The organism is Actinospica robiniae DSM 44927, assembly GCF_000504285.1.
GTDB lineage: Bacteria > Actinomycetota > Actinomycetes > Streptomycetales > Catenulisporaceae > Actinospica > Actinospica robiniae.
On the sequence record NZ_KI632511.1, the window covers coordinates 2,212,102 to 2,228,884 of the forward strand.

Consider the following 16,783-nt stretch of genomic DNA (forward strand, 5'->3'; position numbering starts at 1 on the left):
ACCCGTTCTCCAGCCTCGCGTGACAGAGTTCTCATAAACTGTGGCTTCCAGACCACGGCCGGTCCGCCCACCGGACGGCCGCGACCTTCGGAGGGAACCAGAGCCATGCGAGCCACACGCAGGCAGGCGATCAAGACGTTGGCGGGGGCCGGAGCGGCGGCGGGGATCGGCGTCTTCGACCCCGCCGCCGCACACGCGGCGCAGGACCCGGCCGCGGGTACGTCGGGCGCGCGCCGGGTCATCGAGCGGGACGTCGTCGTGATCGGCGGCGGCTCCGCGGGCACCTACACCGCGGTGCGGCTGACCGACCTCGGCAAGAGCGTCGTCGTGGTCGAGCACAAGGGCCGGCTCGGCGGGCACTGCGAGACCTACACCGATCCGGCGACCGGGCTGACCACCGACATCGGGGTCGTCGTGTTCCACGATCTGCCCGTCGTCCGTGACTACTTCTCCCGCTTCGGCGTGGATCTGACCGTCGGGAGCGCGGGAGGCGGCTCCACTCCCGCCTTCGCGGACTTCCGCACCGGCGAGGTCGTCGCGGGCTGGACGCCTCCGGACCCGACCGCGGCCCTCCAGGCCTACTACGGCATCCTGCAGAAGTACCCGTATCTGGCGGGCACCTACGACCTGCCGAACCCGGTCCCGGCCGAGCTGCTCACGCCGTGGGGCGAGTTCGCCGCGGCGAACGGGCTCGGCGGCCTGATGACGATCCTCTCGGACTACGCCCAGGGCTTCGCGCACCTGCTGCGGATGCCGACGGTCTACATCCTCAAGTACTTCGGGCTCAGCGTCGTCGGCAGCCTCTTCACCGGCGACTTCCTGAGCACGCCGAACCACGACAACAGCGCACTGTACGAGGCCGCCACCGCCTTCCTCGGCGAGGACGTACTGCTCGAGACGAACGTGCTGAGCGGCACCCGCGGCCCCGGCGGCGTGGAGTTCGCCGCCGTCGGACCGCACGGGCCGGTCACCATCCGCGCGGAAAAGGCGGTCATCACCGTGCCGCCGATGCCCGCTCTGCTCGCGCCGTTCGACCCGAGCCCTTCGGAGCTCGCGCTCTTCAGCCGCTTCCGGCAGGGCAACTACTGCACCGGCCTGATCCGGCTGCCCGGGGCGCCGGACTCCACCGCGGTGCAGAACATCGGCGCGGACACGCTCTACAACCTGCCGCCGCTGCCCGCGCTCTACGCCGTGACCCCGAGCAGCGTGCCAGGGCTCTTCGACCTGAAGTTCGGCAGCGACGTCCCGCTGAGCGACGTTCAGGTGCACTCGGTGATCCAGGAGAGCCTCGGCCGGCTGCAGGCCGCGGGCACGATCCCGGCGACGACGCCGGTCTTCGTGGACTACTCGAACCACTCGCCGTACGAGCTGACCGTGAGCGCGGCCGACGTGGCCGGCGGCTTCTACTCGCGGCTCTACGGCCTGCAGGGCCGCCGTAACACCTTCTGGAACGGCGCCGCGTTCGCCGGCCACGACTCCTCGCTTATCTGGCAGTACGCGGAGTCGCTGCTGCCGCAGATCGCGGAGTAGGCGGCGTCGTTCAGCTGGGCCGCTGGAATTCGGGCTGGTCCAGCACGCGCAACCAGGTCCCGTCCGGCTGCTGCCGGACCACCTGGGCGCGGGCGCCGCTGCCGTCCTTCGGCGGAGTGGAGGTCAGCGCGAGGTCGCCGGAGACGAGCGTCGGCAGCGGCTGCTCGTATTCGAAGTGCGGTGCCTGCTCGAGGATCTTCGCCCACAGGGCCCTGATGGCCTCCCGTCCGACAGTCGTGCTGCCGGGCGGGTAGGCCATCACCGCGTCCGGTTCGTAGAGCTCTGCGATTCCCTCGGTGTCGCGGGCGTTGGCCGCCTGGACGAACAGGCGGGTGAGGTCCTCGGGCTGCTGTGCCTTCTCGCGAGCCATGACGTGCTCCTCTCTCGTTGCCTTCTCCCCCAGGCTACGAGCGCGGTCAGCGATGAGTCCAACAGATGGTTCTTCTCGGAACTAGAATCATTGGTTATGGAACTGAGGCAGCTGGAGTACTTCGTCGCCGTCGCCGAGGAGGCGAACTTCACCCGGGCGGCGGAGCGGGTGCACATCAGCCAGTCCGGGGTGAGCGCGCAGCTCAAGCAGCTGGAGCGGGAGCTGGGCGCGGAGCTGATCGACCGCTCGGGCCGGATCGCGACGCTCACCACCGCGGGCAAGGCCGCACTGGAGCACGCCCGCACGGCCCTGCGCGCGGCCGCGGAGTTGCGCCGTTCGGTGGACGAGGTGACCGGCCTGATCCGGGGCGAGCTGACCGTGGGCATGCTCAAGGGCTGCACGATCGCGCCGTTCTTCGACGCACTGGCGGCGTTCCGGCAGGCCCATCCCGGCATCGGGCTGGCGCTGATCGAGGACGACGCGGACGCGCTGATCGCGAAAGTCCGCGCCGGTGAAGCCGATGCCGCGCTCGTCGCGGTCGCCGACGAGATCCCGAAGGATCTGGCCGCGATAGAGATCACGCGGGAACGGCTCGTCGCGGCCGCGCCCCCGGGCCATGCGTGGGCGAAGGCGGCGAAGCGGAGCACGACACTGAGCGAACTGGCCGAGCACACGCTCATCTGCCTGCCGCAAGGCGCAGGGATCCGGGCTGCCTTCGACCTGTCCTGCGCCGCGGCCGACGTCGACGCCGCGGTGCGGCTGGAGGCCGGCGCCCCACCCACGGTGGCCGACCTCGCCGCGCGCGGCCTGGGCGTCGCAGTGCTCAGCGAAACCACGGCCGCCCCGCACGCCGACCGGCTCAGGATCCTGCCGATCGCCGACGCGCGGGCGGAGGCCGTGCTCGCGCTGGTCTGGCCCCGCTCGCCGAATCCAGCAGTCAGTGCGCTGATAGGCTATGCTCGGCGCGCCTTCTTCACGCTATCTGCGACGGTCACGAATGACGGTCTTCTTAGGTGACAGGGGCGGGTTCGCCGTCGAGGTCGGCGAATGGGCGGGCCCGGCGCTACGTCGAGTAGACCTGTGGGCCGCCGGCCAATGGCTGACCTGTGATGACGACACGGCCTTCGTCCCGCAGTTCCGCATCGCCGTTGCCGACACGGCGGACCGGCTACGCACTGGGCACGGTGCGGCGGCGCCCTTCGCCGGTTTGTCCGCGGCCGCCGCTCATCGTCGACTGATCGCAGGGTCCGGACAGGAAGAGCAAGACGACGTCCTGCGTAGGAGATCTCAGTTCTTCGACCGGTGGGGGCCAACGACCGACAACCTCATGGCTTTCGCCTTCCGCGACGGCGATCGCCTGGAGCTCACATGGCAGTTCTGGCGCGAGGAGCACTTGCGCAGTCATCCCGAGCACGTCGGGGTAGTCTTCGTGCTCGACATTCAGGCCACTGAAATGACATCGATCCTCGACGAACTCCTCGCGGCGCTCGACCGCCGTGACGTGTCGTAGCAAGCATCCGACCCATATTCAGTTGTGTTTATACGCTGGGCCTGCGATCCTCACGCCTCGTGATCTCAGAGCCTTTTGACGCCGCCGCCATCGACATCCGCCGTGCAGCCCCCGCTGATGCCGCGCAGATGGCCGAGGCGTGGTTGCTCTCGTTCTCCGCCGCGTTGCCGACTGTGCGACGCGCGCATACTGACGACCAGGTCCGCCAGTGGATGCGCGACGTGGTCATCCCAGAGTTCGACGCGTTCGTCGCCGTCGACGCCGGGGTGGTGGTCGGTTTACTGGTGCTCGGCGAGCATGCCATCGAACAGCTCTACCTGCACCCGTCTTGGCGCGGCCGGGGGCTGGGTGACCGGCTTGTCGAGCTGGCGAAGAGCCGGCTACCGCACGGGCTGGAGTTGTGGACGTTCCAGGTGAACGAATCTGCAATGCGCTTCTACGCACGTCACGGCTTGGTCGAGATGGAGAGAACGGACGGCTCTGCCAACGAGGAACGGGAACCGGATGTGCGCTTCGTCTGGCGCCCGTGAGTCTGTATGGCCTACTCCAAATTGATGAACGGCTGGGTGCTCGTGGGGCATGGCGGCCTGTCAGATCGGGGTGGTCGTCGAACTGTGGGCGGTCGCTTTGCGACGCCCCCACCCGTGGCGTTGGCAGGGCGAGCTGCAGTTTCAAGACGAAAATCGCCGCTGGCAGGCCCTCCCTCGGAGAGAGTGCCGGAGTCTGTGGAGTGCTGGCGTTGGCGGGGCGGGCTGAGGTCCGGGATGGTGAGGTTGCGGGGGCGTGCTCTCTCCTCGGCCGGTCCCCGGAGGCAATCAGGAACCTGCCGGGGGGTCAAGCGGCGGCGGCCCTCGTTGATGCTGGATCTTGCATCGCGCCGCTTGACCTCCCGACAGAACCCTGATCGGGCTTCGCCTGCCCGACCGAGGAGAGAGCACACCCCCTGAGGTCCGGTGTGAGCTGCGCTCGGGCCGAGTCACGTCCCGTGGCCCGGCCGCGCTCGGTGCGGAAGAATCCTGCATCGCCGTTCTGGGCCGCTGTCTTCTCCTCTACTCCTTCAACGCCGGGGAGCACGCCCGAGTGCCCGGAAATCTCCCATATTTTTCCTTTTCCGGCAAAGGACGGATACGCAGCTTTTGTCGGTGGTGGCGTCTAGCATGGAAGAGTACGGGGATCGGGGCTTGTGACGGGAGGGTGGTGGACGGGGTGGCTGGTCAGATGGCGTCGGGAGGGTGGCCGACAGTGGTGCAGGATTTCCCCTCGGCGTGCGACCGCGCCACACGACCCGAGCACCGGCGCCTTCACACGGATCGAGGGTCGGGATGCTCGGATCACGGCGATGCAGAATCCTTCCGCACCGAGCGCGACCGGACCACGGGATGGGACTCGGCCCGAGCGCAGCTCGCACCGGACCCTCAGGGGGTGTGTTCTCTCCTCGGTCGGGCAGGCGAAGCCCGGTCAGGGTCCTGCCGGGAGGTCAAGCGGCGCGATGCAAGATCCAGCATCAACGGATGCTACCGCCGCTTGACCTCCCGGCAGGACCCTGATTGCCTCCGGGGACCGACCGAGGAGAGAACACACACCCGCAACCCCACCACCCCGAACCCCAACCCGCCCCACCAACGCCAGCACCCACACGACCCCGGCACTCTCTCCGAGGAAGGGCCCGCCGGCAGCGATTTTCATCTTGAAACCGCAGCCCGCCCCCGCCAACGCAACGGGTGGGCGGGTGGACAGACGAAACGGGGCGACGCAAAGCGGCCGCCCACACCCCGACGACCACCCCGGACCCGACAAGCCACCACACCCACCAGCACCCAACCGACAACCGACTCGGATCAGGTCAGATCCTGCAGCAGCACTGCCTGCGTGCCGGGGTCGAGCGCCTCGAACAGGTGCGGCAGATCCCCCGGGTAGACCACGTAATCGCCGGGGGCCAGCTCGACCGGATCGTCCGTCAGGCCGACGAGCGCGCGGCCGGTCATCAGCACGACGTGCTCGACGGCGCCGGGCATGTGCGGGTCGGAGCGGCGGCCGCGGCCGGGCTCGGCGTCGATGCGGTAGATGTCGCGGCGCGCGGTGGGCGGGCAGGCGGCGAGCAGGATGGCGCGGTAGTCCGCTTCGGCGGCCACGACGGTGCCGACGCCGTCGCCGGCCCGGATCACCTGCACCCGGGGGCGGGGCGGGTCGAGCAGGCTGGAGACCGGGACGCCGAGCGCGCCGCACAGCGCCCAGAGCGTCTCCAGGCTCGGATTCCCCTGCCCGGATTCCAGCTGGGAGAGCGTGGATTTGGCCACTCCGGCGCGCCTGGCCAACTCGGTGAGCGTCATCCCCGCGGCCTCGCGGATCCGGCGCAGGGCGGCGGCGATGGCGGCCAGCGGCGGCTTGGGGGCGCTCTCCTCGGACATCGTTCGCTCCAGCGGTCTACTGTTCGGCTTGACGAACACTTCGAACCCTGTTCACTATATCGAGTGTGCGTACGATCTGGCGAACACTGGACCGGTCCGAGCGGCGCGACATAGCTGTCGTCTGCCTCGGCGTCGGCGTCATCGGGCTCTCCTACGGCTCGAGCGCGGTGACCTCCGGGCTCCCGCTGTGGGTCCCGATGCTGTTGGCCGTGCTGGTGATCGCGGGCGCCTCCGAGCTGCTGTTCGTCGGCATCATCGCCGCCGGCGGCAGCCCGATCGCGGCCGTGCTGGCCGGATTGCTCGTCAACGCACGGCACGTGCCGTACGGGCTCGGGCTGCCGGACGTGATCGGGCGCGGCTGGCGGCGGGTGCTGGGCACGCACGTGATGAACGACGAGTCCGTGGTCTTCGCCCTCGCCCACCCGGATCCGGTCCGCAGCCGAGCCGCCTACTGGATATCAGGGCTCGGCATCCTGCTGTGCTGGCCGCTCGGCGCCGCACTCGGCGCGCTGCTGGGCACGGTCGCGCACGACACCGACGCCTTCGGCCTGGACGCCATGTTCCCGGCGGTGCTGCTCGCCCTGGTGCTGCCCTCGCTGCGGGAACGCGACAAGCGGCTCGCCGCGCTCACCGGCGCCGCGATCGCGCTGGCCACGGTGCCGATCCTGCCGGCCGGCCTGCCCGAGCTGCTGGCGCTGGTCGGCCTGGCCACGCTCGGGATCCGGCGGGCCGCGCGATGAACGCGACAGAACACGAACCCGTCGTCCTGATCGCCGCGATCCTCGCGCTCGCCGCCGGAACCTTCGCCTGCCGGCTGGCCGGACCGCTGCTGCGTTCGCGCTTGCAGGTGCCCGAGCCCGTCCAGCGCGTGCTGGAGACCGCGGCGATCGTGCTGTTGACCGCCCTGGTCGCGACGACCGCGCTGACGCAGGGCCATGCGCCGGCCGGCCCGGCCCGGCCGATCGGGGTCGCCGTCGCCGGAATCCTGGCCTGGCGCAAGGCGCCCTTCCTCGTCGTCGTACTCAGCGCCGCGGCCGCGACCGCGCTGCTCCGGCTGGCCGGCCTGGCCTGAGCCCGCGGCTCAGGCCGCCGACCTCACGCCATCGCCACGTAGCTGGCCATCGCGTGCTCCACCAGCCGGATCAGCATCGCCTTGGTCGAGTCCCGGCTGCGCGCGTCGCACGGGATCACCGGCACGTGCGGCGGGACGGCCAGGGCCTCGCGCACGTCGTCGGTGGCGTGGGTCTGCTTGCCGTTGAAGGCGTTGATGCCGATGGCGTACGGCAGCCGCGCGTCCTCGAAGTAGTCGATCGCGGAGAAGCAGTCGGCCAGCCGGCGCGTGTCGACCAGGACCACCGCGCCGATCGCGCCCCGGCACAGGTCGTCCCACATGAACCAGAACCGGCTCTGCCCGGGCGTGCCGAACAGGTACAGGATCAGGTCCTGGCCGAGGGTGATCCGGCCGAAGTCCATGGCCACCGTGGTGGCCACCTTGTCCGGAGTCTTACTCAGATCGTCCACGCCCACGCTGGCCGCCGTCATCACCGCCTCGGTGGTCAACGGGTCGATCTCCGAGACGGCCCCGACGAACGTGGTCTTGCCGACGCCGAAGCCGCCGGCCACCACGATCTTCGCCGAGGTCGCGCCGATCCCGGCGGACCTAGAGTCTCTGGAGTCCACTGAGCACCCTTTCCAGCAGCTGTATGTCGGGCGCCGCGTCGGCGCCGGCGTTGGGCTCGATCTCCACGAGCCCGTATTCGGCCAGATCCCCCACCACGACCTCGGCGACCCCCAGCGGGACGCCGAGCAGGGCGGCGATCTCGGCCACCGACTTGAGCTGGCGGCACATCCGGCACACCGACTCGTACTCCGGCACCAACGTGTGCATCGTGTCCCGGCCGCGCGAGGTGGTCGAGACCAGCGCCTCGATCGCCAGCCGGCGGCGGGCTTCGGTCCGGCCCCCGGTGACCGCGTAGGGACGCACGAAGGGAGAGGAACCGTCAGAACTCGGAGCCATGCGCTATCTCCCCTCGTCGCCTCGCCTCGGGGCCCGCCTGGCCCGGCCCCGCCGGCCGGACCCGCGCGCGACCCCGCGCAGCCCGGCTCATCTCGGCAGAGACGCCTGAAGCTCTTCGCGCACCGCGGGGGTGAGCGAGTCGCCGGTGCGCTCGACCACGAGTGTCATCTGATAGCCCACCAGGCCCATGTCGCAGTCGGGCGCTGCCATCACCGTGAAGACCGAGCCGTCGCTGATGGAAGATACGAACATAAATCCGTACTTCATCTCCACGATGGTCTGGGCCACCGGGCCGCCCTCGAAGATCCGGGACGCGCCCTGGGTGAGGCTGGCCAGTCCGCAGGCGACCGCGGCGAGCTGGTCGGCCCGGTCTCTGGCCAGGCCGTCGGAGAAGGCGAGCACCAGTCCGTCGGCCGAGAGCACCACGGCGTGGGCGACCTTGGGCACCTGGTCGACGAAGTTGTTGATCAGCCAGTTGAGGTCCTTGGCGGCCTGGCTCAGCGTTTCCATGGGTCACTCTTCCGATCTGGGCGGGTCACGGCCTGCCTCCCTGCGGTGGGTTGCGGCTCAGGTGCGACGGCGGCACCGCGGGCGCGGCGCCGCTGCTGCCGGCGCGGCCGGGCACGAGGTTGGCCCGGGGAGTGCGCCGCGGCAGGCCGGCCGGGGTCTGGCCGCTCTGGGCGGGTTCGGAAAGGGCCTGGGCGGCCCGCCAGCCGTCGTCGCCGGGCGAGCTCCAGCTGCGTACGACCGCGGCGGGCGAGATCGTGGGCGCGGGCACGCCGCCCCCGGTGTCGGGCGATCCGGCCTGCTGCGGGATCCGGACCGCGGCGTCCGGCGCGGTGCGCGGGTCGGTCAGCAGCGCAGGCTCGGCGTCCCAGGCGGCCTCGGCCTGGTGGCCCGTGTGCGCCGCGCGGGCCTCGTCGCGCCGGCGGAACCACTCCGACTCGATGGCCTCGAAGATCGGGGTGCGCTCCAGCGGTTCGGCCACCGGCTCAGGGGCCTGCGACATCGGCCGCACGTGCTGCGGCGGCTGGTTCTGCTCCCGCCCGCGCCGCTGCGGCAGCGCACCGCCGAGCCCGCCGTCCTGCGCGAACGCCGGCGGCGGCTCCTGCCGGCGGGCGGCCGCGGCCGAGCGGCCGAAGGCGTTGTAGCGCTCGTCCGTCACGGTCGCGCGCGCGTCCTGCTCGGCCGCGCGGGCCAACGCGCTCTCGGCCGCCGCGCGCTTCGGGTCCTGCGCGTCGCCCGGTTTGCGATCCTCGGAGGGTTGGAACCAGATCATCCCGCCGGGCCGCGCCTTCGCGGCGTCCGCGAGCTGGCCGAACCGGCGCTCGTGCCGCGGCACCGTGTCGAAGAGCGGGACCGCGGGCGTGCCGCGCATCGAACCCTGATGATCCGCGGTGCGCTCCACCGTCTGGTTCACCGCGTGCGCGAACTGCCGGGAGAGCGCGTAGAACTCGTCGTCCACCCGGTCCGCCGCCGGCGCGACCGTGTCGGCGCCTTCGCCGAGCAGGGCGAGCGGCAGGTGGATCAGGGCCGCGACCCCGCCAGCCTGGGACTCGCCGAGCCGCACCTCGATGCCGTAGCGCGCGGCGAGCCGGCCGACCACGTACAGGCCCATCCGGCGCGCGACCGAGACGTCGACCACCGGCGGGTTGTTCATCCGCTCGTTGGCCTCGTCCAGCTCCTCGCGCTTCATGCCGAGCCCGGCGTCCTCGATCCGCAGCACGATGCCGGAGTCGTCCGCCATCCGCCCGGCGATCCACACCTTCGTGCGGGGCGCGGAGAACGCGGTGGCGTTCTCCAGCAGCTCCGCCACCAGGTGCGCGACGTCGGGCGCGGCCTTGCCGACGATGCCGACGCGCGGCATCTCGCCCAGGATGATCCGCTCGTACTGCTCCACCTCGGCGGCCGCGGCGCGGGCCACGTCCACGAGGCGCACCGCCTCGGTCCACCGGCGTGCCGTCTCCTCGCCGGCGAGCACCAGCAGGTTCTCGTTGTTGCGGCGCATCCGGGTGGCCAGGTGGTCGAGCCGGAAGAGCTGGGAGAGCCTCGCCGGTTCGCGTTCGCCGCTCTCGAGGTCGTCGATCAGCTGGAGCTGACGCTCCACCAGGGTCTGGCTGCGCCGGGAGAGGTTGGTGAAGACCGCGTTGACGCTCGCCCGCAGCAGCGCCTGCTCGCTCGCGAGCCGGACCGCGGCGTGGTGCACGCCGTCGAAGGCGCGCGCCACCGAGCCGATCTCGTCCCTGGAGTCGATCGCGATCGGCTCCACCTCGATCGGCGTCTCGGCCTGCCGCGGGTCGCGCAGCCGTTCGATGACCGCGGGCAGCCGCACTCCGGCGATGTCCAGCGCGGCGGTACGCAGCACCCGCAGCGGATGGGCGATCGAGCGGGCGATGACCACGGTGGAGACGAACGCGAACAGCAGCACCGCGACGATGATGCCGAGGTTCAGGTACATGTCGCGCTTGGCCGCGGACAGCAGGGTCGCGGTGCGGCCGGTGATGTCCTGCGCGACGACCTCCTCGATCGCCCGGATCTGGTCGATCTTCGCGGTCACCTGGGTGACCGCCTCGGTGGTGGTGGTGTCCACCTCGGAGATCGGGAAGTCCTGCAGCGCGGCGTCGATGGCCTGCTGCACGGTGCTGTCCGCGGCGCCGGTCTCGTTGCCGCTCACCTGCGCCTGGTAGAGCCCGACGATGTCGCCCGGCGCCTGCGCGTCGAGGTTCGCCAGGGTGCTGTTGTACTGTGCCTGCGCCTGGACCAGGTCCTCCTCCTGGGAGAGCAGCTGGCCGCCGCCGCCCAGGATGCCCACCAGGTAGCCGCGTTCCTGCGCGGTCTGCTCGCCGAGCTGCTCGACCAGGGCCAGCGTGGTGACGGAGTTGGCCAGGGTGTGGTCGGTGGTGTCGGTGGCGAGCTGGCCGCTGAAGTTCAGCAGGTCGCTGACGATGGTGTTGTAGGCCTGGTAGATGGGCCGGCTGGCGCCGAGGACGGTGACCGACGCGCGCAGCGTCGGCAGGTCGCCGAGCCGGGCCACCGCGTGCTCCTGCAGCGACTGGTCGGCGGCGGGCATCGCGGCCAGCGCGCCGGCGTAACGCTGCTGCACGGAGGCGAACTCGGCGGCGTGCGCCTGGGTCTGCGCCTCCGCGCGGGTGAGCGCGGCCATGTCGGTGCTCTGACCCCCGTCGGTGAGGTAGACCTCGACCGCGTCGCGCTCGTCCTCGACCGCGTAGATCAGGCCGGCCATGGTGACCGCGACCTGGGACTGGCCGGTCAGGTCGTTCTCGGACCGGATGGTGGTGGCCTCGCTCGCCACCCGGGCGGAGGCCAGCGCCACCCCGGCGACCAGCGGCACCAGCACGAGCAGCACGAGGCGCTTGCGCAGCCGCAGGTCGCGCAGGCTCCATCGCCGCCGGGGCGCGCTGGGCGGATTGTGCGGCGAAGGGCTCACCGCCGCGCCTGACTTGCGCACTCGTCCTCGCAGTTGTCTCGGGAAAACGGAGTCTTATACCTCATGGTGAATCCCGATGTATTGGCCGCGTGGTGGCGCGGCCGAGATGATCGGCTGGTGTGAATCCCGACTGTGGGTAGTCGTGGGTATGGCGTATTTGAACACAGCGGTAGTTCGACTTCCAAGACCTCGCCCGGGGGCGGTTACTGACTTTAGAGGCACGCCGATTCGCCCCTATTCGGGTCGACCAGCTCGCCGATGGCCAGGTGGACGCACAACATCGCGTACAGCTCCTGCCGGACCATTTCAGGATCCTTCGACCGCAGTTCCAGCCGGTCGCCGTGGCCGTAGGCGCCGGCCCCGTCGAAGCCGGGGCCGGCCGGATGCGCCTCGTAGAGCTCGGCGATCTCGCCGGCCGGGACGGCCCGGTGGTCGAGCAGAGAGGTCGCCAGCAGCCGCGACCCGGGCCCGGCGAGCACCCGGACGACGAGCTCCGAACCGTCTTCGGCGGCCAGCTTCGCCAGCGCCGAGCCGTCCGGCAGCCGGGTGGCGCAGCCGAGCGCCGTCGCCTCAGGCAGCGGCCAGAGCAGCTCGGCGCCGAGCCGCTCGACCGCGCTCCACAGGCGCGCGGAGACCGGCTGCTCGTCGGTGACGAGCAGGTCTCCGGCCCGCACTCCGTCGGGCAGGCGCTCGGCTTCGTCCGGCCCGACGACCTCGGCGGCGATGATCCGCCGCGATCCGCCTTCGATCAGCAGTCTGCTGCGGGCCCGCGCGGGCCGGGCCGTGGGCGGGCCGGCCGGGTGCGCGGCGGCGAGGCCGGGGAAGCCGCTGGTGTTCGCCGGGGTCGCCGGCATGGAGACGTCGAGTTCGCCGAGACGCAGCGGACGCAGGTGGTGGAACGGGGCCGCGGCCGGGACCGCCGCGGGGGGTATGCCCTGTTCGAACAGCAGGCGCAACGGCTCGACGCCGAGGCGTCGGCGGGCGCGGCCGATGGCGGCCGCGCTGGCCTGCTCCTGCGGGGTCACCGCGGGCGCCAGACCGGGTGCGTCGCGCAGCAGTTCGGCCAGGATCAACTCGTAGGGAAGTGCTCTGAATATCCACATGGCAAGGGTGAAATAGACCATGAGGCGCGCGGGCAGCAGGCGCTGGCGCTGCTCGCGTCGCCCCACCTCATCTAGGACGTCGTCGACGAGCGCGGGTGGGAAGGAACGCAGCAGTACGCCGAGGGCGACCCGCTGCGGAAGCCTCGTGCCCGGATCGTGGGAGAATCGGCCGGCCGTTGGCATGGGCGTACTTTAGGGCACGGGCCGGAATTGGTCAGCATCGAAGAATCCTAAGTTAGTAGCCGCGCGCCGACCACTCTTGTTGCGCTTGACTCCGTGATGGCATTCTCATCACCCATACACATCTTCAGGCCGCGAATTCGGTCCGGACGAGAGGCGGATTGCATGATGCGAGCGTCGAGGGCGGACCCGCGCTCCCGGGCCGCGCCCGCCTCCCCTCCGGTGCTCGGCCTGACCGCGCTGACCAAGCGTTTCGCCGATCCGGCGACCGGGGCGCGCACCGTCGTGGCGGACTTCGAACTCGAGGTGGCGCCGGGCGAGTTCTGCGTGCTGATCGGGCCGAGCGGCTGCGGCAAGTCCACGGTGCTCTCGATGGTCGCGGGTCTGGAGGCGCCGAGCTCCGGCAGCGTCCTGGTGGACAAGGTCGAGCTGGCCGGCACGGATCCGCGCACCGGCTTCGTCTTCCAGCACGACGCGCTCTTCCCGTGGAAGACGGTGCTGGCCAACGTCGCGGCCGGGCCCCGGTTCCGCGGCGCCGGCCGGAAGGCGTCGCTGGACCAGGCGCGCGAGTGGATCGTCCGGGTCGGCCTGGAGGGCTTCGAACAGCACTACCCGCACCAGCTCTCCGGCGGCATGCGCAAGCGCGTCGCGCTGGCCCAGACCTTCGTCAACCGGCCGGGCCTGCTGCTGATGGACGAGCCGTTCTCCGCTCTGGACGCGCAGACCCGGCAGATCATGGCGGACGAGCTGCTCGCGCTGTGGGAGTCGCTCGGCGCCTCGGTGCTGTTCGTCACCCACGACCTCGAGGAGGCGATCGCGCTGGCGGACCGGGTGATCGTGATCACCGCGCGCCCGGCCACGGTCAAGGAGGAGTTCGTCATCGACCTCCCCCGGCCGCGGTCGCTGCGCGAGATCCGCTTCCAGCCGCGCTTCGTCGACCTCTACGAGAAGATCTGGAGCTGCCTGAGCGACGAAGTCCGGATCGCCTACGCCCGCGCCACCACCGCGGCCTGACGGCGCCCCACCCCGTCCAAGGGGTGAACCTGAATGAAACCTGAAGCCGACGACGCGAAATCGTCAAGTTCGTAAAGTCGTGAAGCTGCTGCGATGTTGACTCCCGAAACCCACATTTCCGACGGTCTGTCGGATCCGCCGCTCCCGGCCGGTTCCGCGGACGCCCCACCCCACCCCCACCCCTCCCCTGACGCCGCGCCCGGCAGGCCGGCGAAAGAACGCCGGCTGCGCGCCTTCGGCCGCCGGGCCTGGGTGCCCGCGACCCAGATCGGCCTGCTCCTGGCCGTGCTCGGCAGCTGGCAGCTGGCCGTGGACACCAAGAGTATCGACGTGTTCTTCTACGGCTCCCCAGGCGGCACCGGGAAGGAGCTCTACGCCTGGATCCGGCACGGCACCGGGCAGGGCGCGCTCTGGCAGCAGGCCTGGGTGACCATGCAGGAGACCCTGATCGGCTTCGGCGTGGGCGTGGTGTGCGGCGTCGCGATGGGCATGCTGCTCGGCCGGATCGGCTGGCTCGCGCGCGTGTTCACGGTCTACATCGGCACCTTCAACGCGATTCCGCGGATCGTGCTGGGCTCGGTGTTCGTGATCTGGTTCGGCACCGGCATGACCTCGAAGATCGCGCTGGCGATCCTGCTGGTCTTCTTCAGCGTGTTCTTCAACACCTTCCAGGGCGCGCGCGAGGTGGACCGCAATCTGATCGCGCACGCGCACGTGCTCGGCGCCGGGCGCACGGCGACCTTCCTGCACGTGGTGCTGCCCTCCACGCTCAGCTGGATCATCGCCAGCCTGCGGGTCGCGTTCGGCCTGGCCATCACCGGCGCCGTGGTCGGCGAGCTGCTCGGCTCCACCCAGGGCCTCGGCCTGCTGATCGAGCAGTCGCAGGGGAACTTCGACCCCGACGGCGTCTACGCGGGGCTGATCGTCACCACGGTGCTCGCCATCACCGCGGAGGCGCTGATCAACGTCCTCGAGCGGCGGTTCCTGCGGTGGAAACCGCGCCGCCGCGCCCTCACGGCCGAGGTGTGACCCGGGCACCACCCCCGCTCCTCGGCCCGCCCCACCAGGAAAACCCTCCCTCCCCACCCACGCGCACGCGCGCAAAGAAAAGGTGTTCAGCCATGTTCCGCATACCCCTGCACCGGGCCAGGCCCGCGGTCACCCTGCTCGCGGTGGTGCTCGCCGCGACCGCCGCCGGCTGTTCCAGCAATGCCTCATCACCCTCGTCCCCCGCGTCCGGGGGCGCAGCCGCGGCTCCGGCCGTCAACATCAGCTTCGCGCTGTCGAACAAGACCAACCAGACCTACCTGCCGCTGGTGCTGGCCGAGTCGCTCGGCTACTTCAAGAAGGAAGGGATCAACCTCTCCATCGTCAGCGTCACGAGCGGCAGCCTGGCCTGGACGGACATGATCGCCGGGAAGGTCAACGGCGTCATCGGGTTCTACGACCACAACATCGACCTGCGGGCCAAGGGCACCGCGACCGAGTCGGTGATCCAGCTCAACCAGGCCCCGGGCATGGCGGAGTTGGTGCGCACGGACGAGGCGGCCACGATCACCTCGCCGGCCGACGAGTCCGACAAGAAGCTGGGCATCACCGGTCTCGGCAGCTCCACCGAGTTCCTCGCGGAGTACCTCGCCGCCCACAACGGCGTCGACGTCAGTACCCTGCATCCGGTCGCCATCGCGGCGGGCCCGACGTTCATCGCGGCGATGCAGCACGACGAGGTCGACCTCGGCGTCACCACCGAGCCGACGATCTCCTCGCTGCTGTCGCAGAAGGCCGCAAAGATCATCGTGGACCTGCGCTCGGCGAGCGGCACCGAGGCCGCGCTCGGCGGACCGTACCCGGGCACCGCGCTGTCCTTCGAGACCTCGTACGTCCAGCAGCACCACGACACCGTGCAGAGGATCGTGAACGCGCTGGAGATGGGCCTCAAGTACGTCCAGAGCCACTCGGTCGAGCAGATCGCCGCGGTGATCCCGAGCTGGTTCCTCGGCACCGCGAGCAAGACCGCGTGGGAGGAGTCGCTGGCCAACGAGATCGGCGTCTACAGCCCGACCGGCCTGATGCCGGCCGACGGCCCGCAGAGCGTGAACCGGGTGCTCTCGGCCTTCGACCCGCAGGTCAAGGGCAAGACGGTGGACCTGTCGCAGACATACACCGACGCGTTCGTGCAGGCCGCGTCCAGCACGAGCTGACGCGAAGCCCTGAGCGGCCGAACGTCTCGGGTCCCCGGAGCAGCGGCTCCGGGGACCCGGGCGGGCGGTGGATCCGGCTACTGCCGGGTGGCGCGCCAGACCTGGGTGAGCATGGGCAGCGGCACCCGTCCGTCCGCGCCGGCCACGATCCGGGCGTCGCCCACGACGTGCTCGATGAACTTGCGCAGCATCTCCGGCTTGTCCTCTTCCGGGGCGGCGATGAAGGCGTGGAAGGTCGTGGGCAGGTGGGCGAGTTCGTACTTGGTCATCGGGCAGGACCAGGCCGGCGCTTCGATGCGGATGTCCGCGAAAGGCGATCCGGCCGGAAGCCAGGGCTCTGAGGCGTAGTACCGGATCCGCTCGTCGATCCAGTCGTCGGCCGCGGTGACCTCGAGGCGCAGGGCTTCGAAGTCGGCCACCCAGGGCACCGAGCGGTCGCGCCGGTTCCACACGATGCACAGCGTGCCGCCCGGTCGCAGGACCCTGGCGATCTGCGGGATCGCCGCCGCCGGGTCCATCCAGTGCCAGGCGGCGGAGACCACCACGGTGTCCACGCAGGCGTCCGGCAGCGGGATGTCCTCGCCGGTCCCCTGGCGCACCTCGACGTCGGGACAGCCGCGGGCCAGCAGCGCGGTCATCCGCGGGTCGGGATCGACGGCGTAGACCTTCTCGGCGCGCCCGACCAGCCGCCGGGTCATCGCGCCGGTCCCGGCGCCGAGGTCGAGCACCGCCCCGATCCCGCTCGGCAGGATCGCGTCGGCCACCTCCTGCGGCATGCCGAGCCGGTACCGGTCGTAGTCCTCCGCGGCCGCGCCGAAGGACGTGGCCTTCGCGGCTTTCGCAGTATCCGTATCCGAGTTCATGGCGCCTAGCGTATATGTGAGCTCTGTACCGGTAAATACCGTTTCGTCGCCTATTTGAGCGCAGCCGCCACTGAGGGCTCGCGCAATACGCGCACCCTGATATGACGGTCGAATGAGGGGTGGAATGCGGAACGGCGCC

Annotated in this window: 17 protein-coding genes; 9 read left to right on the forward strand and 8 right to left on the reverse strand. The window is 70.7% G+C overall.

Annotated elements, in window-relative coordinates; genetic code table 11:
• Window positions 1-105: 105 nt before the first annotated feature.
• Window positions 106-1,530, forward strand: coding sequence for an NAD(P)-binding protein (locus ACTRO_RS09325; RefSeq protein ID WP_034262779.1), 1,425 nt, complete (start codon window positions 106-108; stop codon window positions 1,528-1,530).
• Between the two features lie 10 nt (window positions 1,531-1,540).
• Here ACTRO_RS09325 and ACTRO_RS09330 read toward each other — a convergent pair whose 3' ends face one another.
• On the reverse strand, window positions 1,541-1,900 hold the full coding sequence (locus tag ACTRO_RS09330) for a YybH family protein (RefSeq protein ID WP_034262781.1): 360 nt from the start codon (window positions 1,898-1,900) through the stop codon (window positions 1,541-1,543).
• Between the two features lie 96 nt (window positions 1,901-1,996).
• Here ACTRO_RS09330 and ACTRO_RS09335 point away from each other — a divergent pair, with 96 nt between their 5' ends.
• The 3 genes from ACTRO_RS09335 (at window position 1,997) to ACTRO_RS09345 (ending at window position 3,940) form a co-directional block, all read left to right on the forward strand.
• On the forward strand, window positions 1,997-2,917 hold the full coding sequence (locus ACTRO_RS09335; protein ID WP_034262782.1) for a LysR family transcriptional regulator: 921 nt from the start codon (window positions 1,997-1,999) through the stop codon (window positions 2,915-2,917).
• A complete protein-coding gene (locus ACTRO_RS09340) occupies window positions 2,898-3,410 on the forward strand; it encodes a hypothetical protein (protein WP_034262783.1) in 513 nt (170 codons plus the stop codon). Before ACTRO_RS09335 ends, ACTRO_RS09340 begins: the two co-directional genes overlap by 20 nt.
• A gap of 128 nt (window positions 3,411-3,538) precedes the next feature.
• Window positions 3,539-3,940 carry a GNAT family N-acetyltransferase gene (locus tag ACTRO_RS09345; protein WP_051452330.1) on the forward strand — a complete coding sequence of 134 codons (402 nt, stop codon included), beginning with the start codon at window positions 3,539-3,541 and terminating at the stop codon, window positions 3,938-3,940.
• A gap of 1,308 nt (window positions 3,941-5,248) precedes the next feature.
• Here the strand turns inward: ACTRO_RS09345 and ACTRO_RS09350 are convergent.
• Window positions 5,249-5,818: a helix-turn-helix domain-containing protein gene (locus ACTRO_RS09350; protein WP_034262784.1), complete on the reverse strand. Its 570-nt coding sequence runs from the start codon at window positions 5,816-5,818 to the stop codon at window positions 5,249-5,251.
• Between the two features lie 65 nt (window positions 5,819-5,883).
• Here ACTRO_RS09350 and ACTRO_RS09355 point away from each other — a divergent pair, with 65 nt between their 5' ends.
• Both ACTRO_RS09355 and ACTRO_RS09360 read left to right on the forward strand, forming a co-directional pair.
• The gene (locus ACTRO_RS09355; protein ID WP_034262785.1) at window positions 5,884-6,558 is read left to right on the forward strand and encodes an AzlC family ABC transporter permease; all 675 of its coding nucleotides are present in this window, start codon (window positions 5,884-5,886) and stop codon (window positions 6,556-6,558) included.
• Window positions 6,555-6,890 carry an AzlD domain-containing protein gene (locus ACTRO_RS09360; protein WP_034262787.1) on the forward strand — a complete coding sequence of 112 codons (336 nt, stop codon included), beginning with the start codon at window positions 6,555-6,557 and terminating at the stop codon, window positions 6,888-6,890. Before ACTRO_RS09355 ends, ACTRO_RS09360 begins: the two co-directional genes overlap by 4 nt.
• Window positions 6,891-6,913: 23 nt before the next feature.
• On the opposite strand, the gene ACTRO_RS09365 is transcribed toward ACTRO_RS09360, so the two are convergent.
• The 5 genes from ACTRO_RS09365 to ACTRO_RS09385 form a co-directional block, all read right to left on the reverse strand.
• The gene (locus ACTRO_RS09365) at window positions 6,914-7,498 is read right to left on the reverse strand and encodes a GTP-binding protein (RefSeq protein WP_084316115.1); all 585 of its coding nucleotides are present in this window, start codon (window positions 7,496-7,498) and stop codon (window positions 6,914-6,916) included.
• The gene (locus ACTRO_RS09370) at window positions 7,479-7,835 is read right to left on the reverse strand and encodes a DUF742 domain-containing protein (protein WP_034262789.1); all 357 of its coding nucleotides are present in this window, start codon (window positions 7,833-7,835) and stop codon (window positions 7,479-7,481) included. Before ACTRO_RS09370 ends, ACTRO_RS09365 begins: the two co-directional genes overlap by 20 nt.
• Window positions 7,836-7,922: 87 nt before the next feature.
• Window positions 7,923-8,336: a roadblock/LC7 domain-containing protein gene (locus ACTRO_RS09375; RefSeq protein WP_034273932.1), complete on the reverse strand. Its 414-nt coding sequence runs from the start codon at window positions 8,334-8,336 to the stop codon at window positions 7,923-7,925.
• A gap of 34 nt (window positions 8,337-8,370) precedes the next feature.
• On the reverse strand, window positions 8,371-11,283 hold the full coding sequence (locus ACTRO_RS09380; RefSeq protein WP_157436010.1) for a sensor histidine kinase: 2,913 nt from the start codon (window positions 11,281-11,283) through the stop codon (window positions 8,371-8,373).
• A 212-nt stretch (window positions 11,284-11,495) separates the two neighbouring features.
• Window positions 11,496-12,569 (reverse strand): transposase domain-containing protein, encoded by a 1,074-nt coding sequence (locus ACTRO_RS09385; RefSeq protein WP_034262793.1) that lies wholly within the window; start codon window positions 12,567-12,569, stop codon window positions 11,496-11,498.
• A gap of 162 nt (window positions 12,570-12,731) precedes the next feature.
• On the opposite strand from ACTRO_RS09385, the gene ACTRO_RS09390 reads away from it, so the two are divergent.
• The 3 genes from ACTRO_RS09390 to ACTRO_RS09400 all read left to right on the forward strand — a co-directional run bounded on the left by ACTRO_RS09390 (window position 12,732) and on the right by ACTRO_RS09400 (window position 15,781).
• A complete protein-coding gene (locus ACTRO_RS09390; RefSeq protein ID WP_245594334.1) occupies window positions 12,732-13,580 on the forward strand; it encodes an ABC transporter ATP-binding protein in 849 nt (282 codons plus the stop codon).
• A gap of 93 nt (window positions 13,581-13,673) precedes the next feature.
• On the forward strand, window positions 13,674-14,609 hold the full coding sequence (locus ACTRO_RS09395; RefSeq protein WP_084316116.1) for an ABC transporter permease: 936 nt from the start codon (window positions 13,674-13,676) through the stop codon (window positions 14,607-14,609).
• A 92-nt stretch (window positions 14,610-14,701) separates the two neighbouring features.
• Window positions 14,702-15,781: an ABC transporter substrate-binding protein gene (locus ACTRO_RS09400; protein ID WP_034262795.1), complete on the forward strand. Its 1,080-nt coding sequence runs from the start codon at window positions 14,702-14,704 to the stop codon at window positions 15,779-15,781.
• Between the two features lie 77 nt (window positions 15,782-15,858).
• Here ACTRO_RS09400 and ACTRO_RS09405 read toward each other — a convergent pair whose 3' ends face one another.
• Window positions 15,859-16,644 (reverse strand): class I SAM-dependent methyltransferase, encoded by a 786-nt coding sequence (locus tag ACTRO_RS09405; RefSeq protein ID WP_051450562.1) that lies wholly within the window; start codon window positions 16,642-16,644, stop codon window positions 15,859-15,861.
• Window positions 16,645-16,783: the final 139 nt, after the last annotated feature.